Origin of the sequence: Mumia sp. ZJ1417 (assembly GCF_014127285.1) — a bacterium.
In the GTDB taxonomy this organism is placed as follows: Bacteria; Actinomycetota; Actinomycetes; order Propionibacteriales; family Nocardioidaceae; genus Mumia.
Map to the genome: position 1 here is coordinate 3,785,610 of NZ_CP059901.1, position 26,405 is coordinate 3,812,014.

Below are 26,405 nucleotides of genomic sequence, written 5' to 3' on the forward strand. Positions count from 1 at the left end.
GCCTCACGCTGGCTCAGAAGTTGCCGCGCCGCTCCTGCTCACGCTCGATCGCCTCGAACAGCGCCTTGAAGTTGCCCTTGCCGAAGCCGAGCGAGCCGTGCCTCTCGATCAGCTCGAAGAACACCGTCGGGCGGTCGCCGACCGGCTTGGTGAAGATCTGCAGCAGATAGCCGTCCTCGTCACGGTCGACGAGGATGCCGCGTGCCTGGAGCTCCTCGATCGGCACTCTGACCTCGCCGATGCGGGCGCGCAGCTCCGGGTCGGTGTAGTAGGACTCCGGCGTCGCGAGGAACTCGACACCCTCAGCACGCAGGATGTCGACCGCACGCACGATGTCGTTCGTCGCGAGCGCGAGATGCTGAGCGCCGGGGCCGCCGTAGAACTCGAGGTACTCGTCAATCTGCGACTTCTTCTTGCCGGCCGCCGGCTCGTTGAGCGGGAACTTCACGCGGTGGTTGCCGCTGGCCACGACCTTGCTCATCAGCGCCGAGTAGTCGGTGGCGATGTCGTCCCCGATGAACTCGGCCATGTTCGTGAAGCCCATGACGCGGTGATAGAAGTCGACCCAGTCGTCCATCCGGCCGAGCTCGACGTTGCCGACGACGTGGTCGAGCGCCTGGAAGATCCGCCGCGGGGCACCGTCCCCCCGCTGGTTGAGCCTGCGCCGTTCTGAGCCTGTCGAAGGGTCGAAACCACTGGTGCGCGCGACGTACCCGGGCAGGTACGGGCCGTCGTAACGCGAGCGGTCGACAAGGGTGTGGCGGGTGTCGCCGTACGTCGCGATCGCGCCGACGCGGACCGTGCCGTGCTCGTCGGTGACGTCGTGCGGCTCCTCGAGGACGGTCGCGCCCTGCTCGCGCGCGTGGGCGACGCAGCGGTCGACATCGGGCACCTCGAGGGCGATGTCGACGATGCCGTCGCCGTGCGCGGCGTGGTGTGCGACGAGGGTGCTGTCGGCAGCGACGGCGCCCTTCAAGACGAAGCGCACCCCGCCGCTGCGCAGCACGTACGCCGCGTGGTCGCGGTTGCCGGTCTCGGGACCGGAGTATGCGACGAGCTCCATCCCGTACGCCGACTGGTAGTAGTGGGCGGCCTGCGCGGCGTTGCCCACGACCCAGACCACCGCGTCCCAGCCGGTCACCGGGAAGGGATCGTTCTGCTCGTCGTACTCGACCAGGCCGACGAGCTGCTTGAGCTGGTCGACGTCGAGTCCGGCGAGAGCTTCCTCACTGGTCAGCGTGTGCTCGATGGTCATCGCGGGTCCCTCCGTGAACGGTTGTGGTCCCGATCACAGCGTCTCGTCGACCCGCTGTGCAACCCGTGCGCCGCGGGCTGGCCAGAACGTGCAGATCGCCCATCCGATCCCCGCTTGTGGTGGACGACCAGCCCAGTTCGTACGACAGTGGGCAGATGACCCTCGACGAGCTGGACCTCGCCCTGATCCGCGCGATGCACGCGCATCCGCGTGCGGGAGTGCTGGAGCTGTCCCGCACCACCTCCGTCGCCCGCGGCACCGTCCAGGCACGCCTGAAGCGGCTCGAGGAGGAGGGCGTGATCACCGGGTACGGACCGGACGTCGACCTGCGGCGTGCCGGGTTCCCGGTCCAGGCCTATGTGACGCTGGAGATCGCGCAGGGCGCGCTCGACGAGGTCCGCGAGGCTCTGGACGCGATCTCGCAGGTGGTCGAGGCGGTCGTGACGACGGGGTCGTTCGATGTGCTGTGCCTCGTGGCCACGGCGTCGCACGAGGACCTCCAGGCGACGCTGCTGCGGCTCGACCAGTCACCGAGCATCGTCCGCTCGACGAGCATCGTCGTGCTGTCGGTGCTCATCGCACGGCGCGTGCAGCCGCTGCTGGAGTCCGCTCCACGCCCCGGCACCACCCGCGCCCCCGCGTACCGGGGATAGGCCGCCGGCCAGGCCGCGCTCAGCGCCGGCGCGTGCTCCGTACGACGAACGTCGGCGCCTCGGTGAAGGCCACCGGTAGGTTGCGCACCTGCGGCATCGCCGCACCGCGCGACTCCAGCTCGTCCTCGAGCTCGGCGACGCGCGACTGCAACGCCATCACCTGGTTCTCGAGCTCGAGGACGCGCTTGACGCCCTCGAGCCCGAGTCCCTCGGCGGTCAGTCGCGCCACCGAGCGCAACAGCTCGATGTCGCGCAGCGAGTAACGACGCCCGCCACCCCCCGTGCGCGCGGGACGGACCAGCCCTAGCCGGTCGTACGTCCGCAGGGTCTGGGGGTGCAGCCCGGACAGCTCGGCGGCGACGCTGATCACGAAGACCTTCGCTTCGGGGCCCGGCGGCACGAAGTCACCGTTGCCGCGCGACATCATCACGCACCTCCCGCGAAGAGCGTCGCGCGTGGGTCGCCGCCGTCGCGCGCATCCCGGTACGACTCGACCGCGGCCCGCTCCCCCTCGGTCGGCGCCGTGGGCACCTGGACCTCGACGGTCACGAGCAGGTCGGCCTTGGTGCCGTCCTTGCGCGGCGCACCCTTGCCCCGGGCCCGGAACGTACGCCCGTTGGGCGTGCCCGCCGGGACCTTGATGCGGACCGGCGCCCCGCCCAGCGTCGGGACCGCGATCTCGGCGCCCAGCACGGCCTCGTCGAACGTGACCGGCACGGTGACCGTGAGGTTGTCACCCTTGCGGCCGAACACCCGGTGCGGCTTCACGTGCACGGTGACGTACAGGTCGCCGTTGGGACCGCCGTTCTCGCCCTTCGTACCCTTGCCCTTGAGGCGGATGCGCTGGCCGTCCTTGACGCCGGCGGGGATGCGGACCTGCATCGTCCGCGACGACGCGGCGCGTCCCGACCCGTGGCACGTGTCGCAGGCCTCGTCGACGACCAGGCCACGGCCGCGGCAGACGTCGCACGGCTCGGTCATCGTGAAGACGCCGCCCGACGCGCTGGTCTGCATGCCACTGCCCTCGCAGCGGGGGCAGACCCGCGGGACGGTGCCCGCCTTGGCCCCGGTGCCGTGGCAGGTCGGGCACGGCTCGTCGCTGGACATCCGCAGCGACACCGTCGTCCCCGAGATCGCGTCCTCGAACGCCAGCGTCGTCTCGGACTCGAGGTCGGCACCGCGACGCGCCGGCGCCGAGCGCGTACGTGCCCCGCCGCCACCAAACACCCCGCCGAGCAGGTCGGAGAAGTCGAACCCCCCGCCGCCGCTCTGGCCGTAGCCAAATCCGCCGGTGCCCGTTCGGCCGCCGCCGAACCCGCCGGAGGAGAACATCGCCCGCTGCTCGTCGTACTCCTTGCGCTTCTCGGCGTTGGAGAGCACGCCGTACGCCTCGGAGATCTCCTTGAACTTGTCCTCGGCGGCCTTGTCGCCGGGCTTGGCATCGGGGTGGTGGTCCCGCGCGAGCTTGCGGTACGCCTTTTTGATGTCGGACGCGCTCGCGTCCTTCGAGATTCCCAGGACCTTGTAGAAGTCCTTCTCGAACCACTCGTTGTTCACGAGACCACCTCCCTACTTCTGATCGATCGAATTCTCGTGCGGATCACTCCGCCGTGGGCTCGGACGCGCCGTCGACCTCCGAGGTTGCCTCGGCCTCGCCGGCGGGATCGTGCTCGACGACCGAGACCCGCGCGGGGCGCAGGATCTTGTCGCCGATCCGGTATCCGACCTGCATGATCGCGTCGACGGTCGGCTCGCCCTCGGGCGCGTCGGCGTCGAGGCGGTGCATGAGCGCCTCGTGGAGCATCGGGTCGAACACGTCGCCGTGCTTGCCGAATGGCTCCAGCCCGTGCGCGCTCGTGGCCTGGACGAGCGAGTCAGCGACGGCCTTGAAGCCGCCCTCCAGCTCACCGTGGTCACGGGCGCGGCCGATGTCGTCGAGCACCGGGAGGAACGAGACGAGGACGGACGCCGTGGCGTTCACCCGCTGCACCTCGCGGTCGCGGTCGACGCGCCGCTTGTAGTTGACGTACTCGGCCTGCAGGCGCTGGAGATCGAGCGTCCGCTCGGCGAGCTGGCGCGCGAGGTCGGACGCGGCGAGCTCCTCCTCCTGGGCCGTGGCCTCGGGGGCCGGAGCAGCCTCCTGCTCCGGCACCCCCTCACCCTCGGGCGTGACGTCGCGCTCCGACGTCACTTGTTCTCACCCTCGTCGTCGACGATCTCGGCCTCGACCACGTCGTCCTCCTCGGCCTGCGCCTGCCCCTCACCGGAGCCGGCGGCGTTGGCCTGGGCCGACGCGGCCTCGTACATCGCCGTCCCCATCTTCTGGCTCGACTCGCCGAGCTTGGCGATGGCGGCCTTGATGGCGTCGGTGTCGTCGCCGTTGAGCGACTCCTTGAGGGCGTCGACGTCGGCCTGGACCTCGGTCTTGACGTCGTCGGAGACCTTGTCGCCGTTCTCGGCGAGGAACTTCTCCGTCGAGTGGACGAGCGTCTCACCCTGGTTGCGGACCTCGACGGCCTCCTTGGCCTTGCGGTCCTCCTCGGCGTACTGCTCGGCCTCGCGGACCATCCTGTCGATGTCGTCCTTGGAGAGGGCCGACCCGCCGGTGATCGTCATCGACTGCTCCTTGCCGGTGCCCCGGTCCTTGGCGGAGACGTTGACGATGCCGTTGGCGTCGATGTCGAAGGTGACCTCGATCTGCGGCACGCCACGCGGGGCCGGCGCGATGCCCGTCAACTCGAACGTGCCGAGCATCTGGTTGTGCGCCGCGATCTCGCGCTCGCCCTGGTAGACCTGGATCGCGACCGACGGCTGGTTGTCGTCGGCGGTCGTGAAGACCTCCGAGCGCCGGGTCGGGATCGTGGTGTTGCGCTCGATGAGCTTGGTCATCACGCCACCCTTGGTCTCGATACCGAGCGACAGCGGGGTGACGTCGAGCAGCAGCACGTCCTTGACCTCGCCCTTGAGGACGCCGGCCTGCAGGCTCGCGCCGACGGCGACGACCTCGTCAGGGTTCACGCCCTTGTTGGGCTCCTTGCCGCCGAGCAGCTCACGGACCAGGTCGGACACGGCCGGCATGCGGGTCGAGCCACCGACGAGGACCACGTGGTCGATGTCGGCGACCTTGATGCTGGCGTCCTTGATGACGTGCTCGAACGGCGCACGGGTGCGCTGGAGCAGGTCGGCGGTGATCTTCTGGAACTCCGCACGCGTCAGCGTCTCGTCGAGGAACACGGGGTTCTTCTCGGCGTCGACGGTGATGTACGGCAGGTTGATCGAGGTCGACTGCGAGCTGGACAGCTCGATCTTGGCGCGCTCGGCAGCCTCACGGACACGCGGCATGGCCATCTTGTCCTTGGTGAGGTCGAGGCCGGTGCTCGCCTTGAACTTGTCGACGATCCAGTCGACGACCTTCTGGTCCCAGTCGTCGCCGCCGAGGTGGTTGTCGCCGCTGGTGGCCTTCACCTCGATGACGCCGTCGCCGATCTCGAGCAGGGACACGTCGAAGGTGCCGCCGCCGAGGTCGAAGACGAGGATCGTCTGGTCGTCGCCCTTGTCGAGCCCGTACGCCAACGCAGCGGCGGTGGGCTCGTTGATGATGCGGCTCACGTTGAGGCCGGCGATCTCGCCCGCCTCCTTGGTGGCCTGGCGCTGAGCGTCGCTGAAGTATGCCGGGACGGTGATCACCGCGTCGGTGACCGGCTCGCCCAGGTATGCCTCTGCGTCGCGCTTGAGCTTCTGCAGCACGAACGCCGAGATCTGCTGCGGGGTGAAGGTCTTGTCGTCGATCTTCACGGACCAGTCGGTGCCCATGTGACGCTTGACCGAACGGATGGTCCGGTCGACGTTGGTAACACCCTGGCGCTTGGCGACCTCTCCGGTCAGCACCTCGCCGTTCTTGGCGAAGGCGACGACGGACGGGGTCGTACGCGCACCCTCGGCGTTCGCAATGACGGTGGGCTCTCCGCCCTCCAGCACGGCGACGACAGAGTTGGTCGTGCCGAGATCGATTCCGACCGCACGGGCCATGAGTTCCTCCTGATGGATCGCGGGGCGGGCTCGCGACCCGCCGATTTGCCTGCACTCAGTTAATTGAGTCTGATCCTATCAACTTATGTGAGCGCGACTTCATTCCACCCTAGCGCCAACGTTTTCGCCCTCGTCGAGTGGTGACCAGACCAGGCGGTCGGTTAGTATCTACGTATGTACGAAGATACGCAGATAGATTCGTTCGATGCCGACAGCCAGTACGCGGAGCTCGCCGCGGAGGTCTTCTCGATGCTGGCTGACCCCACGCGGGTCCGGATCATCCTCGCGCTCCGCAACGGCGAGCTCTCGGTCAACGCGCTCGCCGAAGCCGCTGCGAAGTCCCCGACAGCGGTCTCCCAGCACCTGGCGAAGCTGCGGTGGGGGCGGGTCGTTCGGTCCCGCCAGGAGGGCAACCGGGTCTTCTACTCGCTGACCGACGAGCACGCGCGCACCCTCGTCACCCAGGCCGTGTTCCAAGCACAGCACTCAGTTGACGACATGCCCCCGCACCACGGCAGGCATCCGGGTCGGCAGAACGGCGCGCCATGACCTCCGTCCACGCGCACGGCCACGGGCACCGGCACGGGCTGAGCGGCTGGCTTCACGAGCTGTTCGTCCCGCACTCGCACGACCCGGCAAGATCTGTGGACGACGTCCTGGAGGCAAGCGGGCAGGGCATCCGCGCGGTCACGATCAGCCTCGCCGTCCTCGCCCTGACCGCGATGGCGCAGCTCACGATCGTCGCGGTGAGCGGATCGGTCGCCCTGCTGGCCGACACGGTCCACAACTTCTCCGACGCCCTGACCGCCGTGCCGCTGTGGATCGCTTTCGCCCTCGGCCGCCGGCTGGCCACGGACCGGTACACCTACGGCTTCGGACGCGCCGAGGACCTGGCCGGACTCTGCGTGGTCGCGATGATCGCCCTCTCCGCGGTCGTCGCCGGCGTGGAGTCCGTCCGCCGTCTGGGCACACCGGTGCCGATCGAGAACTTGGGCTGGGTGCTCGTCGCCGGGCTCATCGGGTTCGCCGGCAACGAGGTCGTCGCGGTCTACCGCATCCGGGTCGGTCGCCGGATCGGCTCTGCCGCCCTCGTCGCGGACGGCCTGCACGCCCGTACCGACGGACTCACATCCCTCGCTGTCGTCCTCGGAGTAGTCGGGATCTGGTCCGGGTTCCCGCTCGCAGACCCGATCGTCGGCCTGCTCATCACCCTCGCCATCCTCGTCCTGCTGTGGGGGACGGCCCGCGACGTCGGGCGCCGCCTGCTCGACGGCGTCGACCCGGATCTCACCCACCGCGCCCGTCACGTGCTCGCACACGCTCCTGGCGTCGTGGAGGTCACCGACCTCCGACTCCGCTGGATCGGACACCGGCTCGCCGTCCAAGGTCGGCTGCGGTTCCCTCTCGGCACCCCGCTCGCGGCCGCCGACGCGACCACGGCGACCGTCGCCGACGAGGTACGCCGGGTGCTGCCTGCAGTCGGCACGGTCGACCTGGTCGTCACCGTCAGATGACGAGCTCGGGCTGCAGCTGCTTGGGGGTCCAGACCTTCTGCCGTCGCGCCGCCAGCGCGGTCAGGAGGATCGCGACGACGAACACGCCGAACAGCACCGAGACGTCGCGAACGATGATCCACGCCTCTCCCCCGAAGAGCGTCTGCCGCAGCCCGTTGACCCCGTACGACATCGGCAGAAGCCAGTGCAGCGACCGCAGCGGCTCGGGGATCGTCTCCCACGGGAAGGTGCCACCCGCGGTGACGAGCTGGACGAGCATGAGGACGAGCCCCAGGAACTCGCCCACCTCGCCGAGCCAGGCGTTGAGCGCCTGCAGGATCGCAACGAAGGTCATCGACGCGATCACGAGCAGGGCGACTGTCGCGACCTCGTAGACCGGATCGATGTCGAGTGCGAACCGGACGATCGTGAACATGACCGCGACCTGGATCAGTCCGACGACCGCCGGCGGGATCCACCCGCCGAGCGCTGTCCGGGTCGCCGGGCCGTTCGCCGCGAGGGCACGCGACGACAACGGCCGGACGAGCAGGAAGAGCACGTACGCCCCGATCCATGCCGCGAGCGACATGAAGAACGGGGCGAGGCCGGCACCGTACGACCCGGCGGGCGCGAGCGTGTCCTCCTTGACCGCCACCGGATCACCGATCGTCTCCGCGGTGTCACGCGCGGTCGTCTTGTCCAGGTCGGGGACCTTGCGCAGCCCGTCCTGCAGTCCGTTCCGGAGCTCGCTGGTCCCGGTCTCGAGCCTCGCGCTGCCCTTGCGCAGCGCGAGGCTCGAGGTGGCGAGCCGCTCAGCGCCGTTCGCCACCTCCTCCGTCCCGTCCGCCAGGGTGCCGGCACCACGTGCCAGCGTCTGGGCGCCGCGGTCGACGCGCGCCGACCCCGAGGCGAGCTCGGCTCCTCCCGACGCGGCCTTCCTGACGCCTCGCGTGAGAACGGGGGCCGCGCCCGCGAGCTTCTCGGTGCCGGCGGCGACCTCGGAGGATCCCCTGCTCAGCGCGTCCAGCCGGTCTGCGGCGCTCTCGATCTGCGCTGCCACCGCGTCGACGGGGACTTCGGCGTCGGCGAACAACGCCAGCAGGGCGTCTCTCTCGGCGTCGGTCATCCTCCCCTGCTCGACGAGCGAGTCGAGGCCTTCGTCGAGCGAGGCTCGCGCGGCACGGAACTGGTCGACCACCGCGCCCGCCACCTCCGCCGCGTCGTCACCGACGGCGGCGACCTTCGCGTTTCCCGCGGCGACCTCCTGCGCGCCGTTCGCGAGCTTGCGCGTGTCCGCCGGCAGGCTCCCCGTGCGACGCTTCAGCTCCTCGAGCCCGTTCGAGAGCGTGGTCGCGCCGTTGGCAATACGACGCGTCCCAGTCGCCAGCTCACCGGCACCCGACTCGAGGCGGGCGGCACCGTTCGCTGCCTCCTCAGCGCCACGCGCGAGCGTCGCCGTCCCGTCGACGAGCTCGGCGGTCCCACTGGTGAGCCGACTGGAGCCGGTGACGAGCTCCTGTGCGCCGTTCACCCCCTTGGTGAGATCGGTGTGCACCACGGAGAGGCCGTCGAGGAAGCTGCTCGCGGCGACGGTGCCGACCTGTGTCGCGATCGTGTCCCGCACATCTCCCACGATCGTCTCGGCGACCCGGGTGACGATGTAGTTGTTCGCGTTGTTCGTAATGAGGGTGAGCCCTGCGCGCTCCGGCTCGAACCGGGCGGACGACGTCAGCTCCTCGGAGAACTGTGGACCGATGATGAGCGCGGCGTCGTAGCGTCCGTTCCGCACACCGGACTCCGCCTCGCCCTCCGTCGTCTCGACCCAGCCGAATCCGCCGTCGCCGCGCAAGAGGCGCTCGGCGACCTCGCCTCCGTAGTCGACCTTCTCGGTCGTCCCGTTGATCGCGTTGGTCGTGGTCGCACCACGGTCCTGCACCACGAGGGCCGCCGGTACGCGGTGGAGCTCGCCGTACGGGTCCTCGTTGGCGAACAGGTAGAGCCCTGCGTACAACGAAGGGATCACGGCCATGGCGAGGATCGCCAGCTTGGGCAGCGTGCCTGCACTGATGCGCCGGATCTCCGAGACGGCCAGGCGGATCGCGATCATTGATCCTTCTCCCTCGTACGGGGAGCACCGGGCTCCTGCTGGTCGTCTGCCGGCGCCTCGCCGAACAGCCAGGCGGTGTCGAGCGCCTCGTCGGGGGCCGGACGGTCAGGGTCGGCGGCGGTTGGTCGCGGCGCCGACGGCGGCCGGATCCGGAGGGCCTCCAGTGGTGTCGCCCGGCGCGCACTGTCCCCGCGGGCCGGCGGGATGTCGGCACCGAGGTCCCGCGCCGAGGAGCGGCCGCACTGGACCAGCACCCCGTACCCGAACGACGCATACGCCTGAGCGATCTCCCACCAGTCCGCTGGCTCTCCGCCGTGCCTGTCGGGCAGGGAGAGCACGAGGAAGCGGACCTCCTTCCGCTCGGCAGCCAGCGCGGTGAGCAGCGCCGTACGGACGGCGCCCCCGACCTCGTCGACCCGGACGGTGCGCAGCGCTCCCATGTCGTGCCTGTCCAGCCAGCGCGTCGGCCCGCCCGGCGCGCTACCCCGGCGGGCCAGGGCGAGTCCCTCGGCGGTGACGGTCCCCACCGGGACGGCGTCGTCGGGCTCGGAGACGGCGGGGAGGTCGACGACGGCGGTGAGGCGTCGGCGCTCCGTCCGGTCCTCGGTCTCCGACCCGTCGTCCCTGACGAGGCGGACCCGACCCGAGAAGGGGGCGAGGCGACCGGTCGCGACGAGGGCCATGGCCGTGTGGCCCTGCCCGGGCTCCCCCGCCATGAGCACGCATTCACCGGTCGAGACGGTGAAGCGGTCGAGCTCGAGCAGCGGGCCGCGCCGCCCGTAGACCGTGATGTCCTCCAGCACGAGCTGCACGTCCGCACTCCCTCGGTCAGCGACCGCGTGGGCGTCGTCGCGGCTGGCGCGCGCTCCTGCCCAGCGGCGTCATGGGCGTTTGAGCATCGGGATGAACGCCGCGACCACCAGCAGTACCCAGGTGGTGAGGATGTAGGGCCACGTGTAGTGCGGCTGATCGGTCAGGTCCGTCATGACGAGGGTCGTCACCGCCGTGATCGCCGCACCGACCGCGGCGTACACCCACGAGGCGGCGCTGCTCTTGAGGAACACGACCGACAGCGCGATCGCCGTCAGGACGCCGGAGTATCCGGCCAGGCCCTCAGCGATGGTGGCGTCGGTCTCTCCGAGCGCAAGCGCGTAGAGGCTCCCGATCACGCTGCCCATCACGGCGGCGAGACCGACCTTCCAGGAGGCGATGAAGAGCCCTAGGAGGATCAGCGCGCCGGCCCACACGCTGTTGACCAGCACGACCTCGGAGACGTTGGTGAGCAGCGAGCGCAGCACGGACTCCCCCGTACCGTCGGTGGCGTGCACGGTCGATCCGCTGACGTGCAGGTTGAGGGTCGAGGCGTAGATGATCCCAGCGACCGTGCAGAACGGTGCGGTCGTCGACGGGAGAGCAAAACGCTTGAGCGGCTCGGTGGCGAAGAGCCACACGAAGAACCACGTCACCGGCGCGCACAGGACGCCCCCGATGACGGTGAAGAGGTACGCCCACCCCTCGCCGCCCATCGCGGTGTACATCGCGGCGCCGATGAGCGCGCCGTTGAACCCCTGCATCCCGATCCGGATGTTGTCCGCACCGACGCGCATGAGGGCACCGGCAACTGTCGAGCAGACGGCTCCGATGACGACGAGCAGCGCCATCTGCCAGTCGGCGAAGAAGAAGCCGGCGATGATCAGGAGGCCGGTCCACACGTTGTTCTGGAAGAAGATCTCGGACACCCCGCGCGGCAGCGTGGAGGCCCACGTGACCCAGGTGGTCAGTGGTGACGCAGTGGCTCCGGGCGTCGACATGTCGGCTCCTAGCTCTTACGGATGGCGGGGGCATCGATGCCGGTGAGCAGGCATCGCAGGGCGCGCCAGGCCAGCGTGATCGCATGCAGGACGACCTGAGTGTCATCGCCCAGGAGCCGGACCCAGACGCCGGCGTCAGCGGGGAGCGCGCTGACCCCGAGGACGAGGCCAGCGGCGGAGGACGGCCGTAGCGCCGCGTGAAGGAGGTCGTTGACCTCGCCCACCGAGGCACCTGGCGTGAATACGTACAGCGTGGAGAGGACGTCGTGATCGTCCAGCACCGCGAGTCCACCGGTGACCCCGTCGCTGGGGGTCAGGCGCACGCGGTCCAGTGCGACCATCGCCCCGTCGGGACGACGTACCTCGAGGTCCGACGCGATCGCGGTGTACTGGTGGCGCTCGTCGCGGGCGAGGCGTCCTGAGATGAGCGTCTCGCCCAGGACGAGCGTCCCCGACGGCGCGAGCGTCACCGACGTGCGCTGATAGAGGCGCGCGCCGCCGAAGGCGATGACCGGGTCCGGCAGGTACTCGAGGTAAGCGTCCTCGGCGACCGAGATGTTGGTCTGGGCCACCGCGTAGTCGTGCTCCATCCGCAGCACCTTCGTGTACGCCGATGTCGTCACGTACGCCGACGTGCCCGCTCCGAACGTGAGGTCGGTACGGAGCCGGTCGCCCTGGAGGATCCCGGCCCCGGTCGACATGAGATACGTGTACGGCATGTCGGGACGGGCGAGGTCGTAGTAGAGCGGGCGCATGATCTGCAGCGGCGACTTCTGGTAGTGCTGGACCAGCTCAGTCCCATTGCCGGTCCGGCCGAACTCGAGCTGGAGCACCCCGACCTTCCCGGGGCTGCCGGACGGCAGGGTGTCCGGCACGCCGCTGAAGCGTGCGACCTCGCGCGGCACCCGGTCAGGCTCGTAGTACGAAGGATCGAGCCGGTGCCCGCCGTACCGCGACGCCGGCGCCAGACCGCTCGCGGGTGTGGGCGACACGGCGCGGACGGTGGCGGCTTTCATCGCGACAGCACCGCCGGGCGGGCTTCCCACGCAGCGAGGATCTGGTCCTGCAGCGCGTCGACACCCTCCCCCGTCAGCGAGTTCGTGAGCACCACCGGTTTGCCGTCGCGCACCCGACGGGCATCGGACTCCATGACCTCGAGATCGGTCCGGACATACTGGGCGATGTCGATCTTGTTGATCACAAGGATGTCGGAGTCGGTGATCCCGGGCCCCCTCTTGCGTGGCATCTTCTCCCCCTCGGACGTGTCGAGGACGAAGACGAAGACGTCGGCCAGCGACGGCGAGAACGTGAGCGTCAGGTTGTCCCCGCCCGACTCGTAGACCAGCGTGTCGACCTGCGGAAACCGCTCGAGCATCTCGGCTCCCGCGGCGAGGTTCATCGTCGGGTCGTCGCGGACCGCGGTGTGGGGGCAGGCGCCCGTCTCGACGCCGACCACCCGATCCGGGTCCAGAACCCCCGCGAGCTCACGACGCACATGCTGCGCGTCCTCCTGCGTGTAGATGTCGTTGGTGATGACCGCGGGCTGCCGGCCGGCGGCGAAGAGCCGAGGCACGAGTGCCTCCGTCAGCGCCGTCTTGCCCGAGCCCACCGGTCCTCCGATGCCGATCCGCAGCACGTCCTCGCTCATTCGTCCTCCTCGTTCTCGTCGCTCTTGCCTCGCTGTGGTGTCGTCAGCTCGCGAAGAGTCGTGCCTCCGCGCGCTCGTGCTGGGCGGACATGGCGTCCGCCATCGGGACGCACCCGCCCATGTCCTCGAGGTCACGACCGACCGCCTCGGCGGCCTCCTCGGCGATGACAGGTCCGACCGCGTGCAGCACGACCTGCACGTGCCGATGGTCGGAGAGCCGCAGACGCAGAGCCGCCCCGAGGAAGCTCACCGCGAACGCGAACATGTCCGAGGCGACCGCCTGCTCCGTGCCTACGCCGGTCGCCGCATAGGCGACTGCCGTCGCGACCGGCTGACAGCCCGGCGTCTCCTTGGCGGCCACGGCCCGCTTCCACTCCTCGAGCTCCGGTCCCCCGATCGCCTCGAGTGCGATGTCGGTGAGCTGGTGACCGCTGCGCACCGACGCCCGGCGCATCTCTGCGTTGAGCTTCGCGGCGAACAGCATCTCGTCGACCCGGCGTACGCGCTCCCAGTCACCGTCCTCGACCGCCTCGTGCGCCCGGGCGAGCGCCGTGGCGTCCCCCGGGCCGACGGAGTGCCGCAGCAGTCCGATGAGCAGACCCTCGATCCCGTCCTGGTCGACCGCACGCGCCTGGCTGAACCCCTCGAGCCCGTGCGACATCGTGTAGAAGCCGCTCGGGAACGCGGAGTCGGAGAGCTGGAGGCTCACCAGGAGGTCACGCACTGCGGTCGACGTCATCGCGGTCTCAGGCGAGGAAGAACAGCTGGGTCAGCGGCAAGGACTCCGCCGGCTCGATGTGTGCTGGCTTCCCGTCGTACGTCACCTTGTATGTCTCTGGGTCGACGTCGATGACCGGCAGCTGGTCGTTGTACATCATGTGCTGCTTGCCGATCGCCCGGCACCGCCGCACGGGCAGCACCTGGCTCTCCAGCCCCAGTTGCTCCGGGACGCCCAGGTCGATGGCGGCCTGGGACATGAAGGTGACCCGCGTCTTCTGCTGCGCCTTGCCGTACCCGCCGAACATCGGCCGGTAGTACACCGGCTGAGGCGTCGGCAGCGAGGCGTTGGGGTCCCCCATGAGCGCCCAGTTGATAAGGCCGCCCTTGATGACCATCCGCGGCTTCGCGGCAAAGGAGGAGACCGGCCAGAGCACGATGTCGGCGATCTTCCCGGCCTCGAGCGATCCAATGTAGTCGGAGACGCCTTGGGTGATCGCCGGGTTGATCGTCACCTTGGCGAGGTAGCGCAGCACCCGGAAGTTGTCGTTGCCCTCGTCGTCCTCCGGCAGCGGGCCGCGCACCTCTTTGTTGTGGTGGGCCGTCTGGAACGCGCGCGTCACGGACTCACCGATGCGCCCCATCGCCTGCGAGTCCGACGAGAACATCGACAAGACGCCCTCGTCGTGCAGCACGGTCTCCGCCGAGATGGTCTCCGCACGCACCCGCGAGTCCGCGAAAGCGACATCCTCGGGGATGTCGTGCGACAGGTGGTGGCAGACCATCACCATGTCGAGCAGCTCGTCCACCGAGTTCGCCGTGTACGGGAGCGTCGGGTTCGTCGAGGACGGGAGGATGTTGGGGTAGCCCGCAGCCCTCATGATGTCCGGCGCGTGACCACCGCCCGCACCCTCGGTGTGGTAGGTGTGGATCGTCCGACCGTCGATGGCGGAGATCGTGTCCTCCACGAACCCAGCCTCGTTGAGGCTGTCGGTGTGGATCGACACCTGAACGTCGTACTCGTCGGCCACGGTCAGCGCGTTGTCGATGACCGCTGGCGTCGAGCCCCAGTCCTCGTGCACCTTGAGCGAGGAGGCCCCGGCCTCGATCTGCTCGATGAGCGCCGCTGGCAGGGAGCCGTTGCCCTTGCCGTGAAAGCCCATGTTGACCCCCACGTCCTCCGCAGCCTGGATCATGCGGTGGAGGTTCCATGCACCCGGCGTCGTGGTGACGCCGTTCGTGGCGTCCGTCGGTCCGGTGCCGCCGCCGAACAGCGTCGTGATGCCGTTCGACAGCGCCGCCAGCGCCTGCTGCGGAGAGATGTAGTGCACGTGGCTGTCGATCGCCCCGGCGGTCGCGATGCAGTGCTCCCCCGCGAGCACCTCGGTCACAGCGCCGACGACCAGGCGGGGGTCGACCCCTTCCTGCAGGGCCGGGTTGCCCGATTTGCCGACACCGACGATCTTGCCGTCCTTGACCCCGATGTCGCCCTTGACCACACCGAGGACGGGATCGAGGACGATCGCGTTGGTGATGACGAGGTCGAGGGCACCCTGTGCGCCAGTGGCCTGTGGATCGGCCGCCATGCCGTCGCGTGCGGACTTGCCGCCGCCGTAGACGACCTCGTCGCCGTAGTGCCCCTCGTTGTAGTCCTTCTCGATCTCGATGACGAGGTTGGTGTCGGCGAGCTGAACCCTGTCGCCAGTCGTCGGACCGAAGAGATCCGTGTACTGCTTGCGCGAGACGATAGCCATCAGTTCTTCCTCGCCCTCTTCGCGGCGCCGGTCTTCTTCGCGGCGCCGGTCTTCTTCGCCGCGGTCGACTTCGTCGCCGCGCTGGACTTCTTGGCCGGTCGGGAACGTGCCGCCGGCTTACCGTTCTTGAACTCGCCCTCGGTCATCCGGGCCATCGCGTCGATACGGGTCTGTCCGGCATCGAGCCCGCCGTCGACGAGGTTGTTGAACCCGTAGACGCGCCGCGAACCCGCGTACGCGGTCAGCGTGACGTTGCGCGTGTCGCCCGGCTCAAACCGCACGCCGGTCCCGGCCGGGATGTCGAGATGCATCCCGTACGCCTTCTCCCGCTCGAAGAGCAGGGCGCGATTGACCTCGAAGAAGTGGAAGTGCGACCCGATCTGCACTGCCCGATCACCCGTGTTGCTCACGGCGATCGTGACGCTCTCGCGCCCGGCATTGATCTCGATGTCGTCGTCGAGGTGGTGGTACTTAGGGCTTCCCAGCATGTGGTTCCCTCCGCTCTGTGCGGGCCCGCGCCAGAGGCGTAGCCCGATGGCTCAGTGGGGCGAGGTGAGGACCTCGTCGTGGGAGGCGCCGCGCTCGGCAGACGTCTCGTACGGTGCGTGGTGACGGGGATGCGGGTGGGAATGACCTCCCGCATCGACCTCGAACGCGTGTGAGTGGGCGTACCCGTGACCGTGGTCCGCGAGGAGGCCGGCAGCGATCCCGTCGAGCCCGTGGCTCAGGTCGTGCTGCGCGGCACCCACCCGGCGACGGATGACGTCGAGCACGGCCCGCTCCGAGAGCAGCGGTCCGAAGAACGTCGCGTGCTCGGAGGGCAGCCCCGCCGGTGCGGTCCGCGCGAAGCCGGCCGGCACCACGACCACGTCGTCGGAACCGAGCAGGCGAGCCCGGTCCACGGCGTGTGCCAGGTCCGCCGTGGCAGCGACGCACGCCACCTCGACCTGGACGCCGGCACCGTGCGTGCGCACGAGGTGGGCGATGCGATGCAGCTCCGCGTCGTCGAACGGGTTGGACGACGGCGCGGTGACGAGCATCCCACTGCCGTGGCACTGTCGTGCCGTCTCCGTCGCAGCACGACGCAGCCAGGCAACCATGTGGTCGATGGTCCCGAAGCTCGGGCACAGAGCCACGCGTCCGGCGCCGGCGCTGGCTGCGATCCAGCTCAACGTCTTGGCGGCGTCGGCCACCATGACCGGGTCCCGGCCCCACGTCATGGGAAGGACCGCCACGCGGGCTTCATCCGCAGCGAGGTGCGTCGTGACGGCGTCGCGCAACGCGCGTCCGGGCGGGGTCACCACAGCACCAGGCAGCGCGTCGAGCAGCGACACAAGGTCGCTCCCCTGAGCGCTCTCGTGGCCACCGACGAGAACCGTCGTGACCGCGCCGTGCTCCCCCGTCGGCATTACGTCAGGCCGCCACAGGATCGTGACAGGACACGAGCTTGCTGCCGTCGATGAACGTCGCCTCGACCTGGAGCAAGGCAAGGCGTTCGCGTACGCCGGGCATGCAGTCAGCCTCGGACACGACATGCTTGCCGAGCTCCATGCACTCCGCGACCGACTTGCCGTCACGTGCCGCCTCGAGGATTGCCTCGGAGACGAGAGCCTGGACTTCGCTGAGGTTGAGCTTGGTGCCGCGGTCTCGCCGCCGCCGGGCCAGCTCGGCGACCTGGTACACGTAGAGCTTGTCGATCTCTCGTGGCGTGAGATTCATTGCCTCGACCACCTTTCATGTTCGCGGCTGGCGACGGACAGACACCAACCTGGGTGTGTCGTACCTCATCCGATAGTTCGCTGGGGCCGTGTGCACCGCAAGTCGAAAGAGGCGTCTGACCAGCGCGAAGGATTCGCGAGGCGTATCTCGCCCGCGCCGTTAGCCTGACCGGGTGGAGGCCATCTGGTTCGTCCTGGGCGTCGTCGTCCTGACGGCGACACTGCTCGACGTCTTCCTCACGGCACTGAACTACGACGAGGCCGGGTTCATCAGCGGCGTGGTGACGCGTGTGCAGTGGCGCGTCCTACGTCAGATCACCCGGCGGCTTCCCCGTCGCTGGCGAGCGGTCGGCCTGCGCCAGGTCACCGGCATCCAGATCGTCGTCGTGATCGCCGTCTGGCTGTTCGGGATCATCCTCGGGTTCGGGCTGGTCTACTACGGGCTGATGTCGAAGTCGTCGTTCTCCGTCTCGGGCAGTGGCGCAGGGCTCACGCTCTTCGACGCGCTCTACTTCAGCGCCGCTCAGCTGTCGACCGTCGGCGGCTCGTCGCTGACAGCCGAGACCGACCTGCTGCGCTTCCTCAGCATCACCGAGACGCTGACCGGCGTCATCCTGATCTCCCTCGTCCTCACGTTCCTGCTCGGCGTGTACTCGGTCATCAGCGACCTCAACACCCTGTGCCGCTATTTCTTCACCGTCGAACGTGGTGCAGGCTCCCCCGTCGCGAGTCTCTCGCCCTTCTTCCGCGACGGGCAGCCCAACGGACTCGACGGCCATCTCGATGGCATCGTCGGCGCGTTCGCCGCGTACACCGACGGTCTCCGCTTCCACCACGCCGCGTACTACTTCCAGAGCGGACACGACCAGTTCGCGCTCCCGTACGCGCTCCGCATGCTCGCCGGGACGCTCGGGGCGCTCAGATGGGGCCTGCCTTCGGGGCACCCCGCGTCGACCGACCCCGGACTGGTCCCTCTCACCTTCCAGTTCCTCGAGTTCGGGGAGTACATAAAGAGGGGCGCACCCTGGAAGAGTCGCGACGTACCCGAAGTCGTGAGCGCCGAGGAGTTCACGACCCTCGTCCGGGATCACGGACGTGACGCGGGAGACGGCTGGGTCGGCCAGTTCGTCGACCTCGACGCGTCGATGGCGCGGCTCGCCCAGGTCGAGCCGCTCGCCGACATCGACGACGCCTATCAGCGCTACAGCCAGTGGCTGCCGTTCGCGTACCGGGCCCAGCAGATCGCCCTCGCCGTGAGCAAGGACCTCGACTACCAACCCGCCATCGTCACGGACAGACCGATCTCGCTCTTGCACAGCCACGACACTCTCGCCATGCAGACCGTTCTGGCGGAAGAGTCGTCACCGGTCCGTCCGCAGCCCGACCCGGCGCGCGAGCTCCCGGCCCCCGCAGGCTCCCGCCTCTCGCGCTGGTGGTCGTCGCTGGACCTGCGGCACTCCCAGGTCGATCCCGGGTACGCGCGTCTGCGCGCGGCAAGCCGAGCCGTCCTCGCGGCCGTCAGCGCCGCGCTCCTCCTCTATCTGTTCCTCGACGCGACCGGCCGTACCGCCCTGCAGCCGGCCATCTTCTGCGGGTTCGTGGGCATGCTGAGCACCGGGGCCTCAGGAGGCACGACGCCCCGCGCCGCGAGGATCACCAGTGCCCTCGTCGTCCTCCCGATCGGGGTCGTCGTGCTCCTGGGCGCCCTCGTCTCCGACTCTGTCCTGCTGACCGGAGTCCTCGTCGTCGTGGTCGCCTTGCTGGGCGTCTGGTCAGGGCGGTTCGGCCCTCGCTGGGCATCGCTCGGCCGCGTCACGTTCATGTCGTACTACTTCGCCCTGATCCTGCGGCTGGACATCTCGGAGGTGCTGCCGTACCTCTGCGCGGCCGTGGTCGGCGTCGCGATGGCATTCCTGTTCAACCACGTCCTGCTCCCGCCGCGACCCCGCCGGATCCTCCGCAGCGGGATCGACGGGTTCGGCCACCGCCTCCTGTCTTCGCTGGACCCGCTCCTCGACGCCGTCGCCGGGGCACGGTGGGATCCCGACATCCGTCGGCGTGTCTCTCTCAGCGAGCGCCAGCTCCGCAGAGACGCGGCGTTCCTCGAGGGTCAGCTGAGCGCCGACGAAAGCATGACGGACATCCCCGCCGAACGAGTCGCCGCGCTCCGGCTTCGGGTGTTCGACAGCGAGCTCGCGCTCACGAACCTCGTCATGGCGGCGCGCAACGTCACCGGCACGGTGATCTCGCTGGAGCTGCGTGGCCGACTTGCGGGCCGGATCGAGCTTCTGCAGGCCCACCTCGTCCAGATGGCCAGACAGCCAGGGATCCCGGGCGCGGAGGCGCCCGCACGCGACGTGACCCCGCTCGCCCCATGGAGCGACGACGACCCACCTCCGACATGGCCGAAGGCGGCGCGGCTCCTGTACCAGGCGATCGGCGACCTCCACCGCTCCGCCCGCGAGTTCCGGACCGTCGCGGTGGCGACCCTCGACCCGACCGTCCCGTTCACCGCCGCCCTGAGCGACGACGTCGGCGTCGACAGCGAGCCCGACCGTTCCGTCGCGACGCCGACGCCGGACGCCGCAGCCGGCGGCCGGCCGTTGTCCCCCACGACCCGCCTCGCCACCCAGGCCGCCGTCGCCACGGGCGCCGCGCTGACGATTGGCGAGATCGTCTCCGCGACCCACCAGTACTGGGCTGCGCTCGCGGCGTACCAGGTACTGGGTGGGACCAACGGCGAGACCTTCGTCAAGGGCGCGCAGCGTGTGGCCGGCACCGTCGCGGGCGCCGCGGTCGGCTTCTGGGTCGTGCTCTCGACCGACGCCGACGCCGCAGTGGTGCTCCCGCTGCTCGCCGTCGCGGTCTTCGGGTCGACGTACTACCGCCCGGTGGCCCCGGCGGTGTCGACGTTCTGGACCACGATGATCTTCGCCCTCCTGTACGAGTTCCTCGGTCGGCTCACCACGCTCGCGCTGGAGATCCGGGTCCTGGAGACGCTTTTCGGTGCCGCGATCGCCCTCGTCGTCTCTGTCGTCGTGCTGCCCACACGCACCCGTTCCGTCGTGAACAAGGACATCGCCTCCCTCGCGAAGGACGTCGACGCGATCGTGAGCGCGAGCCTGAGCCGGCTCGCCGGCGACCGGACGATCTCGAGGTCCGCGATCCGTCAGCGGCTCTTCCTCGCCGAGCAGCACGTCCGCACGATCGACACCGCCGCCGCACCGCTGCGACTCGCCCCCAGCGCCTTCGCGGTGGGTGCCTTCGAGGTGGGCGGTGTCGAGAGCCGGCTCACGGCGGTCTGGTCGCTGATGTACCACACCCGCCACCTCGTCGGAGCGGTCGAGCACGCGATCAGTGCAGGCGTCAGCACGACGGCCGAGGACTGGCGCGACCTCGGCGGCGCCACCAGTGAGAACGTCACCGCACTGACGACCGCGCTGAGCGGGAGCCTCCCAGGACCGGTCAACCCCGTCGTCACCGGCGACGACGGGCAGGATGGGGAGGAGGAAGACGGGCTGACGCCTGCGGCCTCCCGCGCCACGAAGGACGTCCTGCGCGAGCTCCAGCTGGTCAACCAGACGGTGCTGGCGCTCACCGAGGACATCTCACCCGGCGCCGTCAACGCCGCAGACAAGGGCGACGCCGTCCGCCTCTGAGGTGCGCGACACCCGACGCGCACCCTCGGTGAAGCCGCACTATGGTCGAATGATGACCACTGGGGCACGGCCGGCGTACCTGAAGGGTGCGTCGATCGCGCTCGTCTTCGTCGGCGGGGTCATCGGCGTAGCGGCACGCGAGGGCTTCATGCTCGCCGTTCCGAACGAGGACAACATCCCCATAGTCGTCCCGATCGTGAACATTCTCGGCGCGTTCGTGCTCGGCTACCTGTACGAGGCACTCACCCGTACCGCCCCTGGTCCGGAGTTGACCTCACGGCTCAAGCTGCTCATCGGCACCGGGTTCTGCGGCGGCCTCACGACCTACAGCTCGCTCGCGACGGACACCGCCGTGCTCTTCGACGACGACCGGGCCGGCATCGGCATCCTGTACGCCGTGGGGACGGTCGTCATCGGCGCGGGCGCGACGTTCGCCGGCATCGCGCTCGCGTCGACCCTTCACGAACGCAAGAGCGAGGGGACGGGGTCCGGCACATGACGTTCGCACTCTTCCTCCTGATGATCGTCTCCGGCGGGCTCGGCGCCACCGTGCGCTACGTGGTCGATGCGATGATCAAGGCCAAGACCACCCACTCGAAGTTCCCCTGGTCGACCGCGATCATCAACCTGACCGGCTCGCTCGTCCTGGGCTTCCTCACCGGCCTGGTCGTGAGCAACATCGCCTCGACCGACGTCAGCGCCGTCATCGGCACGGGATTCCTCGGCGGGTACACGACCTTCAGCACCGCCAGCTACGAGACCGTCAACTTGATCCGCGAGAAGCGCTGGGGGCTCGCCGTCGCGTACGGGTTCGGGATCCTGGCGGCCGCCGTCGCGCTGGCGGTCCTCGGCTACGTGTGGGGCAAGAGCCTCTAGGAAGCGCGCGGCTACTCGGCGAAGATCGCGAGCGTCCGCGCGACACAGACGGGCTTGTCGACGCCCTCGGCCTCGACGGTGAACTCGACCGTGACCCGCTGGCCGAGCGCGACGGGGACGATCTCGATGAGCTTCGCCCGCCCTCGGACCTTGGAGCCGACTGGCAGCGGCGCCGGGAAACGGACCTTGTCAGAGCCGTAGTTGACGCCCATCTTCACGCTCTCGACCTTGTAGGTCTCGGCCGACAGCTTCGGGATCAACGACACCGTGAGGTAGCCGTGCGCGATGGTCCGACCGAATGGCCCCTGTGCGGCCTTCTCCGGGTCGACGTGGATCCACTGGTGGTCGCCGGTCGCCTCGGCGAAGAGGTTGACCTGCTCCTGAGTGACCTCGTGCCAGTCACTGACGCCGAGCTCCTCGCCCGTGCACGACGCGAGCTCGGCGAGGTTCTTGAAGGTGCGCATCCGGAATCCTCCGTACTAAGCGATCGCTTACGGCACGCCGATCCTAGAGTGCCGCCGTGATGTGCGGCACACCGGCCGTCTCACCGTACGAACCACGGGACCGCGGCGAGGAGGACACCGAGCGCGAGCAGGCCGGAGTCTGCAGGCGTCCACGGCGCAGGCTCGGCCCACGTACGGGTCTGCGCGCCGGCGAACCCGCGTGCATCCATCGCCACCGACATCCGCGCGGCGTCACGCAGCGCGCTGACCAGCAGCCCGAACGCGAGCGACACCGCGTGCCGCGCACGAGAGAGCGGGTTGCGGGTCGGCCCGTACCCACGCGCACGTCGCGTTCGGTCGAGCTGTCCCCACGTCTCGCGCAGGGCACCGAAGCGCTGCATCGCCGCGGCGAACGCAACCACCGGCCGCGCCGGCATCCTCAGCCGCTGCCCGAGCTGGTCGGCGAGCCTCGAGGGGTCGACGAAGGCGGCCAGCACCGCTCCTGGCAGAGCGAGGACGACGATCCTGAGACCGGCTGTCAGTGCGACCTCGACGTCGCGGCCGCCAAGCCACCACGTCGACCACACCAGCGAGACCGACGCCACGGCGATCGCCGTGAACCGCGCCAGCGCGAACCGCGGCGACGGCAGCAGCACCGCGCCCGCGAGCACGTAGGCACCCAGGGCCACGACGGCCGTACGAAGGTCGTGTACGGCGAACGACGCCACGATCGCGAGCATGCCCACGGCCAGCAGAACCAAGGGGTTCGCGGCGGGGACGAGGCGTCTCATCGCGCGTCCTCCGCAGTCCTGGCCGGCTCGGCGTTGCGTCCGCCCGCGAGTCGCACCAGGTGATCCGCGCGGGCCGCGAGCACGCCGTCGTGGCTCGCCGCGGCAACTGCCGCGCCTTCCCGGGCCGCCGCGAGCATCCAGCCGGCGACCGCTGCCCAGGTCCCACGGTCCTGCCCGACCGTGGGTTCGTCGAGCAGGAGGACGGGCGGTCGGTGGGCGAGCGCGGCGGCGAGGGCGAGCCGGCGCTGCTCGCCACCGGACAGCCGGTACGGGTTCACCTCGGCCAACGACTCGAGACCGAGGTGCGCGAGCACCGCGTCGACGTCGACCACTGCCCCGACCTGCCGAGACGTCGCCGCGACCTCGTCGCGGACCCGGGTCGTCAAGAATCCGTGCTCGGGATTCTGAGGGACCCACCCGACGACCGCGGCGAGCGCACGAGAGCGCATCCGGTGTGGGGGCACGCCCAGTCCTCGCACCTCCCCCGAGGTCGGGCGCTGCAGTCCGCCGAGCGTCGCGAGCAACGTCGACTTGCCGGCACCGCTCGGCCCACCGAGGACGGTGACGGCTCCCGGTACGAGCACGGCGTCGACCTCACGGAGGGCGGGTGTGCGCGTGGTCCCCCGGACGTCGCTGCGGCGAAGGTCGACGCTCAGCGCGACGGCCTCGAGGGTCGGCGCAGGATCGCGCGGCGTGACGAGGGCAGCCGGTGGCGGGGCCGCCACCGGCGCGGGCGCACCCGGCATCCACACCCCCGCCGACGCGAGGTCGTCACGCATCGTCTCCGCGAACGTCGCCGGATCGGTATCGGCGACCACCGCGCCGTCACGCCCGAGCACGACGACCCGGTCGACGTGGCCGAGCCACGCGGCGAGCCGGTGCTCGACGACGACGAGAGTCGCGCCGGTCTCGGCCACCACCTCGGCAACGCAGTGGCGTACGGCCTCGGCGTTGGCGTCATCGAGCATCGACGTCGGCTCGTCGAGGAGCAGGACGTCGGCCCGCGACGCGAGCACCCCGGCGAGCGCGGCACGTTGGAGCTCGCCGCCGGAGAGCGCCGAGGTCGGGTGCTGGATCCCGTACGGCAGCCGTACGGCCTCGAGGGCGGCGCGGACCCTCGGCCAGATCGCGTCGCGCGGCACGCGGGCGTTCTCCAGACCGAAGGCGACGTCGCGCCCGAGGCGATCGGCGACGCCAGCGTCCCCGGGGTTCTGGAGGAGCAGCCCGACGCGACCCACGGTCTCGACCTCGCCGAGCAGGTCACCGTCGGCGGCGGTCGCGAGCACCCCGGCGGCGGCGCGGAGCACCGTCGACTTGCCGGCGCCGGAGGGGCCCGCGAGAAGCACCCGCTCGCCGGGCTCGATCCGCAGGTCGAGATCGGCCACGACCGACGAACGCCGACCGAGCGGACGCCAGCCGAAGCCGCGGAGGGAGACCGAGCCGGTCACGCCTGTGCGGGGCTGGTCGCTGCCGCGCGCTCGTGGTGCTCGCGGCCCGGACCGAAGGCGTCGAGGGACCCGGTCGAGGCGAGCGCACGCACCAGCGCCCACCCACCGACGCCGGCGACGAGCGCACCCGAGACCACGAGGAACGCGAGGTAGGTGAGCTGGTAGCCGAACGACCAGTCCGCGTAGTACGCGAACCACTCGTACACGGCCTCACCCGCACCGGCCAACGCGCCTGCGAGCGCGGCCGCGACGACACCCCAGCGCCGATAGAGCAGGACCGCGAAGACGAGCTCGGCGCCGAACCCTTGGATCAGCCCCGAGACGACGACGGACATGCCCCACTGGTTGCCGAGCAGCGCCGACATCGTTGCCGCGACGAGCTCGGTGCCGACGGCGGCGCCGGGCTTGCGGACGACGAGACCGCCGACGACGCCGCCGAGCAGCCAGACGCCGCAGATGAGCCCCGAGCTCGGCGGAAACGCGAACAGCGCGGTGCCGCTGACCACGGCGAACAGCTGGTTCCAGCCCCAGAAGACCACGCCGAGCGCGACGCCGAGCATCGCCACGGTGACGAGGTCGACCGTGCGGTAGCGGGTGGTCGCGGACGCGCGAGAACGAATGGCCTCAGCCATGGATGACTCCCTTCGCCGGTGCTAACCGGTGCAGGTTCGGAGGGTCTGCGGCCTTTCCGCACTCTCAGCGCGCCGTGCCCGTAGGCACCCGCGCTCCCCTGTCGTGGGGTCGACTCTAGCCCCCCGCCTGCTCCGCGTACACCGCGTCTCGCGCACACTGCGTCAGCGGGCCGGCAGGACGAACGGCACCTCCTCGCCCCGCGCGAGGGTCACGAGGGGGTCGGAGAGGTCAGGTCAGCAGGCTGTCGCGGCCGAACATCGCAGCCGTCGCACGCGCGGACGGCGTCCCCAGATCCGGGTCTGCACCCGCGCCGATGAGGACCGACACCACCAGGTCCTCGCCCTTGAAGATGGCGCCGGCGAGCGGGCTCTGACCCCGGTCGTTGAGCCGGTTGACGTCCGCGCCGGCGTCGAGCAGCCGCTGCACGATGTCGGCGTGGCCGTGATAGGCCGCGAGCATCAGCAGCGTGTTGCCGCTGGAGTCGGTCAGCTCCACGGGGACTCCGGCGTCGACGTACGCCAGCAGCGTGTCGGCGTCGCCGTCGCGCGCCAGGTCGAACATCCGGTGCGCGAGCTCGACCACCGCCGGATCAGGGCGCGCGCTCTCGCTCATAACGGGGACCCTACCGGGCGATCCCTTCGATGCTCCCTCTCACGAAGTCGCCGAACTCCCGGTGCCCGTCGCGCGTGAGGTGCAGCCCGTCCTCGAGGTAGGCCAGGTCGAGCCCGACCGCCGAGACGTACGAGGCGCCGTGGGCCTCGGCCAGTCTGGCGAGGTCGGCGTCGACGCGCTGCACACCCGCCTCACGGGCAGGGGCGACTGCCGGACCGACCACGACGACGGGCAGCCCCTCGACCGCACGCATCACCCGCGCGAAGCCTGCTCGTACGGCCTCCAGCGGCTGGTCGACGTCGTTGAGCCCACCTTGGACGAGCACGAGGTCGGCACCGCCGGCCACGGCGCGCGCGGCCCGCCCGGCGAACCACGAGCCTTCGCACGAGCTCGCGTACCGGCTGAAGCCCGACCCGGAGAACGCGTCGACGTGGACCTGGCCGGACAGCCGGGCGGTCCATGCGTCACCGGCATCGTCGAGCCCTCGGCCCGCCGACCACGAGTCACCGATCACGACGACCCGCTGGCCGACCGCGGACGGCACCGCCGCGCGGCGCGCCTCCGACTCCGCGGTGAACCGCTCGCACCGCGCGGCGTCGGCACGGCCCCCGCCGAGCTCCAGGAGCAGCACACCGCTCAGCAGCGTGAGCACGAGCACTGCCGCGACCCGCATCCGCCACGACGCGTCGAGCAGGCGCGGTCGGGCAGCACGGAGGACTCTCACCACTCCATGATCCCTCGCGCGCGGCCCTGAGGGG

At 70.0% G+C, this 26,405-nt stretch carries 26 protein-coding genes, 1 pseudogene and 1 riboswitch; of the genes and pseudogenes, 6 read left to right on the plus strand and 21 right to left on the minus strand.

The features are described from left to right. Nucleotides 1-13: 13 nt before the first annotated feature. Nucleotides 14-1,255 (minus strand): 4-hydroxyphenylpyruvate dioxygenase, encoded by a 1,242-nt coding sequence (gene hppD, locus H4N58_RS18305; RefSeq protein WP_167251333.1) that lies wholly within the window; start codon nt 1,253-1,255, stop codon nt 14-16. 155 nt (nt 1,256-1,410) lie between these two features. Between hppD and H4N58_RS18310 the strand changes: the two genes are divergently transcribed. Continuing rightward, the gene (locus tag H4N58_RS18310; protein ID WP_167006544.1) at nt 1,411-1,908 is read left to right on the plus strand and encodes an Lrp/AsnC family transcriptional regulator; all 498 of its coding nucleotides are present in this window, start codon (nt 1,411-1,413) and stop codon (nt 1,906-1,908) included. Nucleotides 1,909-1,927: 19 nt separating this feature from the next. On the opposite strand, the gene H4N58_RS18315 is transcribed toward H4N58_RS18310, so the two are convergent. Genes H4N58_RS18315 through dnaK form a run of 4 tightly spaced genes read right to left on the minus strand, consistent with a single transcriptional unit; the run spans nt 1,928 to nt 5,937 of the window. Beyond that, complete coding sequence (locus H4N58_RS18315; protein ID WP_167006546.1) at nt 1,928-2,332, minus strand: heat shock protein transcriptional repressor HspR; 405 nt, start codon at nt 2,330-2,332, stop codon at nt 1,928-1,930. Nucleotides 2,333-2,334: 2 nt separating this feature from the next. Beyond that, complete coding sequence (gene dnaJ, locus H4N58_RS18320) at nt 2,335-3,465, minus strand: molecular chaperone DnaJ (RefSeq protein WP_167251331.1); 1,131 nt, start codon at nt 3,463-3,465, stop codon at nt 2,335-2,337. Nucleotides 3,466-3,508: 43 nt separating this feature from the next. Then, a complete protein-coding gene (gene grpE / locus H4N58_RS18325) occupies nt 3,509-4,099 on the minus strand; it encodes a nucleotide exchange factor GrpE (RefSeq protein ID WP_167251329.1) in 591 nt (196 codons plus the stop codon). Then, nucleotides 4,096-5,937: a molecular chaperone DnaK gene (gene dnaK / locus H4N58_RS18330; RefSeq protein ID WP_167006554.1), complete on the minus strand. Its 1,842-nt coding sequence runs from the start codon at nt 5,935-5,937 to the stop codon at nt 4,096-4,098. The genes grpE and dnaK overlap by 4 nt, the downstream gene beginning before the upstream one ends. Nucleotides 5,938-6,111: 174 nt before the next feature. Here dnaK and H4N58_RS18335 point away from each other — a divergent pair, with 174 nt between their 5' ends. Both H4N58_RS18335 and H4N58_RS18340 read left to right on the plus strand, forming a co-directional pair. Further along, on the plus strand, nt 6,112-6,486 hold the full coding sequence (locus H4N58_RS18335) for a metalloregulator ArsR/SmtB family transcription factor (protein WP_167006557.1): 375 nt from the start codon (nt 6,112-6,114) through the stop codon (nt 6,484-6,486). Beyond that, complete coding sequence (locus H4N58_RS18340) at nt 6,483-7,451, plus strand: cation diffusion facilitator family transporter (protein ID WP_167251327.1); 969 nt, start codon at nt 6,483-6,485, stop codon at nt 7,449-7,451. Before H4N58_RS18335 ends, H4N58_RS18340 begins: the two co-directional genes overlap by 4 nt. Here the strand turns inward: H4N58_RS18340 and H4N58_RS18345 are convergent. From H4N58_RS18345 to ureA, 10 genes and pseudogenes are all read right to left on the minus strand, one after another. After that, nucleotides 7,444-9,537, minus strand: a complete 2,094-nt coding sequence (locus H4N58_RS18345; RefSeq protein WP_167251325.1) for a YhgE/Pip domain-containing protein — start codon at nt 9,535-9,537, stop codon at nt 7,444-7,446. The genes H4N58_RS18340 and H4N58_RS18345 overlap by 8 nt on opposite strands. After that, a complete protein-coding gene (locus tag H4N58_RS18350; protein WP_167251323.1) occupies nt 9,534-10,349 on the minus strand; it encodes a hypothetical protein in 816 nt (271 codons plus the stop codon). The genes H4N58_RS18345 and H4N58_RS18350 overlap by 4 nt, the downstream gene beginning before the upstream one ends. Before the next feature lie 69 nt (nt 10,350-10,418). Continuing rightward, a complete protein-coding gene (locus H4N58_RS18355; protein ID WP_167251321.1) occupies nt 10,419-11,348 on the minus strand; it encodes an urea transporter in 930 nt (309 codons plus the stop codon). 8 nt (nt 11,349-11,356) lie between these two features. Further along, the gene (locus H4N58_RS18360; RefSeq protein ID WP_208322928.1) at nt 11,357-12,394 is read right to left on the minus strand and encodes an urease accessory protein UreD; all 1,038 of its coding nucleotides are present in this window, start codon (nt 12,392-12,394) and stop codon (nt 11,357-11,359) included. After that, nucleotides 12,361-12,996, minus strand: coding sequence for an urease accessory protein UreG (gene ureG / locus H4N58_RS18365; protein WP_167006573.1), 636 nt, complete (start codon nt 12,994-12,996; stop codon nt 12,361-12,363). The genes H4N58_RS18360 and ureG overlap by 34 nt, the downstream gene beginning before the upstream one ends. 43 nt (nt 12,997-13,039) lie before the next feature. Then, the gene (locus tag H4N58_RS18370) at nt 13,040-13,735 is read right to left on the minus strand and encodes an urease accessory protein UreF (protein WP_167006576.1); all 696 of its coding nucleotides are present in this window, start codon (nt 13,733-13,735) and stop codon (nt 13,040-13,042) included. Between the two features lie 7 nt (nt 13,736-13,742). Next, nucleotides 13,743-15,467, minus strand: a complete 1,725-nt coding sequence (ureC, locus tag H4N58_RS18375; protein ID WP_167006579.1) for an urease subunit alpha — start codon at nt 15,465-15,467, stop codon at nt 13,743-13,745. Between the two features lie 179 nt (nt 15,468-15,646). Further along, nucleotides 15,647-15,955, minus strand: a pseudogene (ureB, locus tag H4N58_RS20765) (urease subunit beta); the annotation flags it as partial. Nucleotides 15,956-16,006: 51 nt separating this feature from the next. After that, the gene (locus tag H4N58_RS18385) at nt 16,007-16,876 is read right to left on the minus strand and encodes a sirohydrochlorin chelatase (protein ID WP_167251319.1); all 870 of its coding nucleotides are present in this window, start codon (nt 16,874-16,876) and stop codon (nt 16,007-16,009) included. Between the two features lie 4 nt (nt 16,877-16,880). Continuing rightward, on the minus strand, nt 16,881-17,186 hold the full coding sequence (ureA, locus tag H4N58_RS18390) for an urease subunit gamma (RefSeq protein ID WP_167006588.1): 306 nt from the start codon (nt 17,184-17,186) through the stop codon (nt 16,881-16,883). 172 nt (nt 17,187-17,358) lie between these two features. Here ureA and H4N58_RS18395 point away from each other — a divergent pair, with 172 nt between their 5' ends. Genes H4N58_RS18395 through crcB form a run of 3 tightly spaced genes read left to right on the plus strand, consistent with a single transcriptional unit; the run spans nt 17,359 to nt 21,720 of the window. Next, nucleotides 17,359-20,844: an FUSC family protein gene (locus tag H4N58_RS18395; RefSeq protein WP_167251316.1), complete on the plus strand. Its 3,486-nt coding sequence runs from the start codon at nt 17,359-17,361 to the stop codon at nt 20,842-20,844. Nucleotides 20,845-20,896: 52 nt separating this feature from the next. Then, on the plus strand, nt 20,897-21,343 hold the full coding sequence (locus tag H4N58_RS18400; RefSeq protein ID WP_208322456.1) for a CrcB family protein: 447 nt from the start codon (nt 20,897-20,899) through the stop codon (nt 21,341-21,343). Continuing rightward, nucleotides 21,340-21,720, plus strand: a complete 381-nt coding sequence (gene crcB, locus H4N58_RS18405) for a fluoride efflux transporter CrcB (protein ID WP_167251314.1) — start codon at nt 21,340-21,342, stop codon at nt 21,718-21,720. The genes H4N58_RS18400 and crcB overlap by 4 nt, the downstream gene beginning before the upstream one ends. A gap of 11 nt (nt 21,721-21,731) precedes the next feature. Here the strand turns inward: crcB and H4N58_RS18410 are convergent, their stop codons facing one another. The 6 genes from H4N58_RS18410 to H4N58_RS18435 form a co-directional block, all read right to left on the minus strand. Continuing rightward, entirely contained in the window at nt 21,732-22,184 is a 453-nt protein-coding gene (locus H4N58_RS18410; protein ID WP_167006600.1) for a MaoC family dehydratase, read from the minus strand. Between the two features lie 80 nt (nt 22,185-22,264). Further along, nucleotides 22,265-22,954: an energy-coupling factor transporter transmembrane protein EcfT gene (locus tag H4N58_RS18415; RefSeq protein ID WP_167006603.1), complete on the minus strand. Its 690-nt coding sequence runs from the start codon at nt 22,952-22,954 to the stop codon at nt 22,265-22,267. Next, nucleotides 22,951-24,402, minus strand: coding sequence for an ATP-binding cassette domain-containing protein (locus H4N58_RS18420; RefSeq protein WP_167006606.1), 1,452 nt, complete (start codon nt 24,400-24,402; stop codon nt 22,951-22,953). The genes H4N58_RS18415 and H4N58_RS18420 overlap by 4 nt, the downstream gene beginning before the upstream one ends. Then, nucleotides 24,399-25,034: an ECF transporter S component gene (locus H4N58_RS18425; protein WP_167006609.1), complete on the minus strand. Its 636-nt coding sequence runs from the start codon at nt 25,032-25,034 to the stop codon at nt 24,399-24,401. Before H4N58_RS18425 ends, H4N58_RS18420 begins: the two co-directional genes overlap by 4 nt. Next, nucleotides 25,025-25,144: riboswitch (TPP riboswitch) on the minus strand. (Overlaps the previous gene by 10 nt.) A 119-nt stretch (nt 25,145-25,263) precedes the next feature. Beyond that, a complete protein-coding gene (locus tag H4N58_RS18430) occupies nt 25,264-25,647 on the minus strand; it encodes an ankyrin repeat domain-containing protein (RefSeq protein ID WP_167006612.1) in 384 nt (127 codons plus the stop codon). Nucleotides 25,648-25,657: 10 nt separating this feature from the next. Next, nucleotides 25,658-26,371 (minus strand): SGNH/GDSL hydrolase family protein, encoded by a 714-nt coding sequence (locus H4N58_RS18435; RefSeq protein WP_167251312.1) that lies wholly within the window; start codon nt 26,369-26,371, stop codon nt 25,658-25,660. Nucleotides 26,372-26,405 lie beyond the last annotated feature (34 nt).

Excerpts from the sequence above, each read along its gene's own strand:
- H4N58_RS18385 (WP_167251319.1), bottom strand. The coding sequence starts at position 16,876 with ATGCCGACGGGGGAGCACGGCGCGGTCACGACGGTTCTCGTCGGTGGC.
- hppD (WP_167251333.1), bottom strand. The coding sequence starts at position 1,255 with ATGACCATCGAGCACACGCTGACCAGTGAGGAAGCTCTCGCCGGACTC.
- H4N58_RS18415 (WP_167006603.1), bottom strand. The coding sequence starts at position 22,954 with ATGAGACGCCTCGTCCCCGCCGCGAACCCCTTGGTTCTGCTGGCCGTG.
- crcB (WP_167251314.1), top strand. The coding sequence starts at position 21,340 with ATGACGTTCGCACTCTTCCTCCTGATGATCGTCTCCGGCGGGCTCGGC.
- H4N58_RS18425 (WP_167006609.1), bottom strand. The coding sequence starts at position 25,034 with ATGGCTGAGGCCATTCGTTCTCGCGCGTCCGCGACCACCCGCTACCGC.
- H4N58_RS18340 (WP_167251327.1), top strand. The coding sequence starts at position 6,483 with ATGACCTCCGTCCACGCGCACGGCCACGGGCACCGGCACGGGCTGAGC.
- H4N58_RS18310 (WP_167006544.1), top strand. The coding sequence starts at position 1,411 with ATGACCCTCGACGAGCTGGACCTCGCCCTGATCCGCGCGATGCACGCG.
- H4N58_RS18400 (WP_208322456.1), top strand. The coding sequence starts at position 20,897 with ATGACCACTGGGGCACGGCCGGCGTACCTGAAGGGTGCGTCGATCGCG.
- H4N58_RS18410 (WP_167006600.1), bottom strand. The coding sequence starts at position 22,184 with ATGCGCACCTTCAAGAACCTCGCCGAGCTCGCGTCGTGCACGGGCGAG.
- H4N58_RS18355 (WP_167251321.1), bottom strand. The coding sequence starts at position 11,348 with ATGTCGACGCCCGGAGCCACTGCGTCACCACTGACCACCTGGGTCACG.
- H4N58_RS18335 (WP_167006557.1), top strand. The coding sequence starts at position 6,112 with ATGTACGAAGATACGCAGATAGATTCGTTCGATGCCGACAGCCAGTAC.
- H4N58_RS18315 (WP_167006546.1), bottom strand. The coding sequence starts at position 2,332 with ATGTCGCGCGGCAACGGTGACTTCGTGCCGCCGGGCCCCGAAGCGAAG.
- ureG (WP_167006573.1), bottom strand. The coding sequence starts at position 12,996 with ATGAGCGAGGACGTGCTGCGGATCGGCATCGGAGGACCGGTGGGCTCG.
- ureA (WP_167006588.1), bottom strand. The coding sequence starts at position 17,186 with ATGAATCTCACGCCACGAGAGATCGACAAGCTCTACGTGTACCAGGTC.
- H4N58_RS18430 (WP_167006612.1), bottom strand. The coding sequence starts at position 25,647 with ATGAGCGAGAGCGCGCGCCCTGATCCGGCGGTGGTCGAGCTCGCGCAC.
- dnaK (WP_167006554.1), bottom strand. The coding sequence starts at position 5,937 with ATGGCCCGTGCGGTCGGAATCGATCTCGGCACGACCAACTCTGTCGTC.
- ureC (WP_167006579.1), bottom strand. The coding sequence starts at position 15,467 with ATGGCTATCGTCTCGCGCAAGCAGTACACGGATCTCTTCGGTCCGACG.
- H4N58_RS18345 (WP_167251325.1), bottom strand. The coding sequence starts at position 9,537 with ATGATCGCGATCCGCCTGGCCGTCTCGGAGATCCGGCGCATCAGTGCA.
- H4N58_RS18370 (WP_167006576.1), bottom strand. The coding sequence starts at position 13,735 with ATGACGTCGACCGCAGTGCGTGACCTCCTGGTGAGCCTCCAGCTCTCC.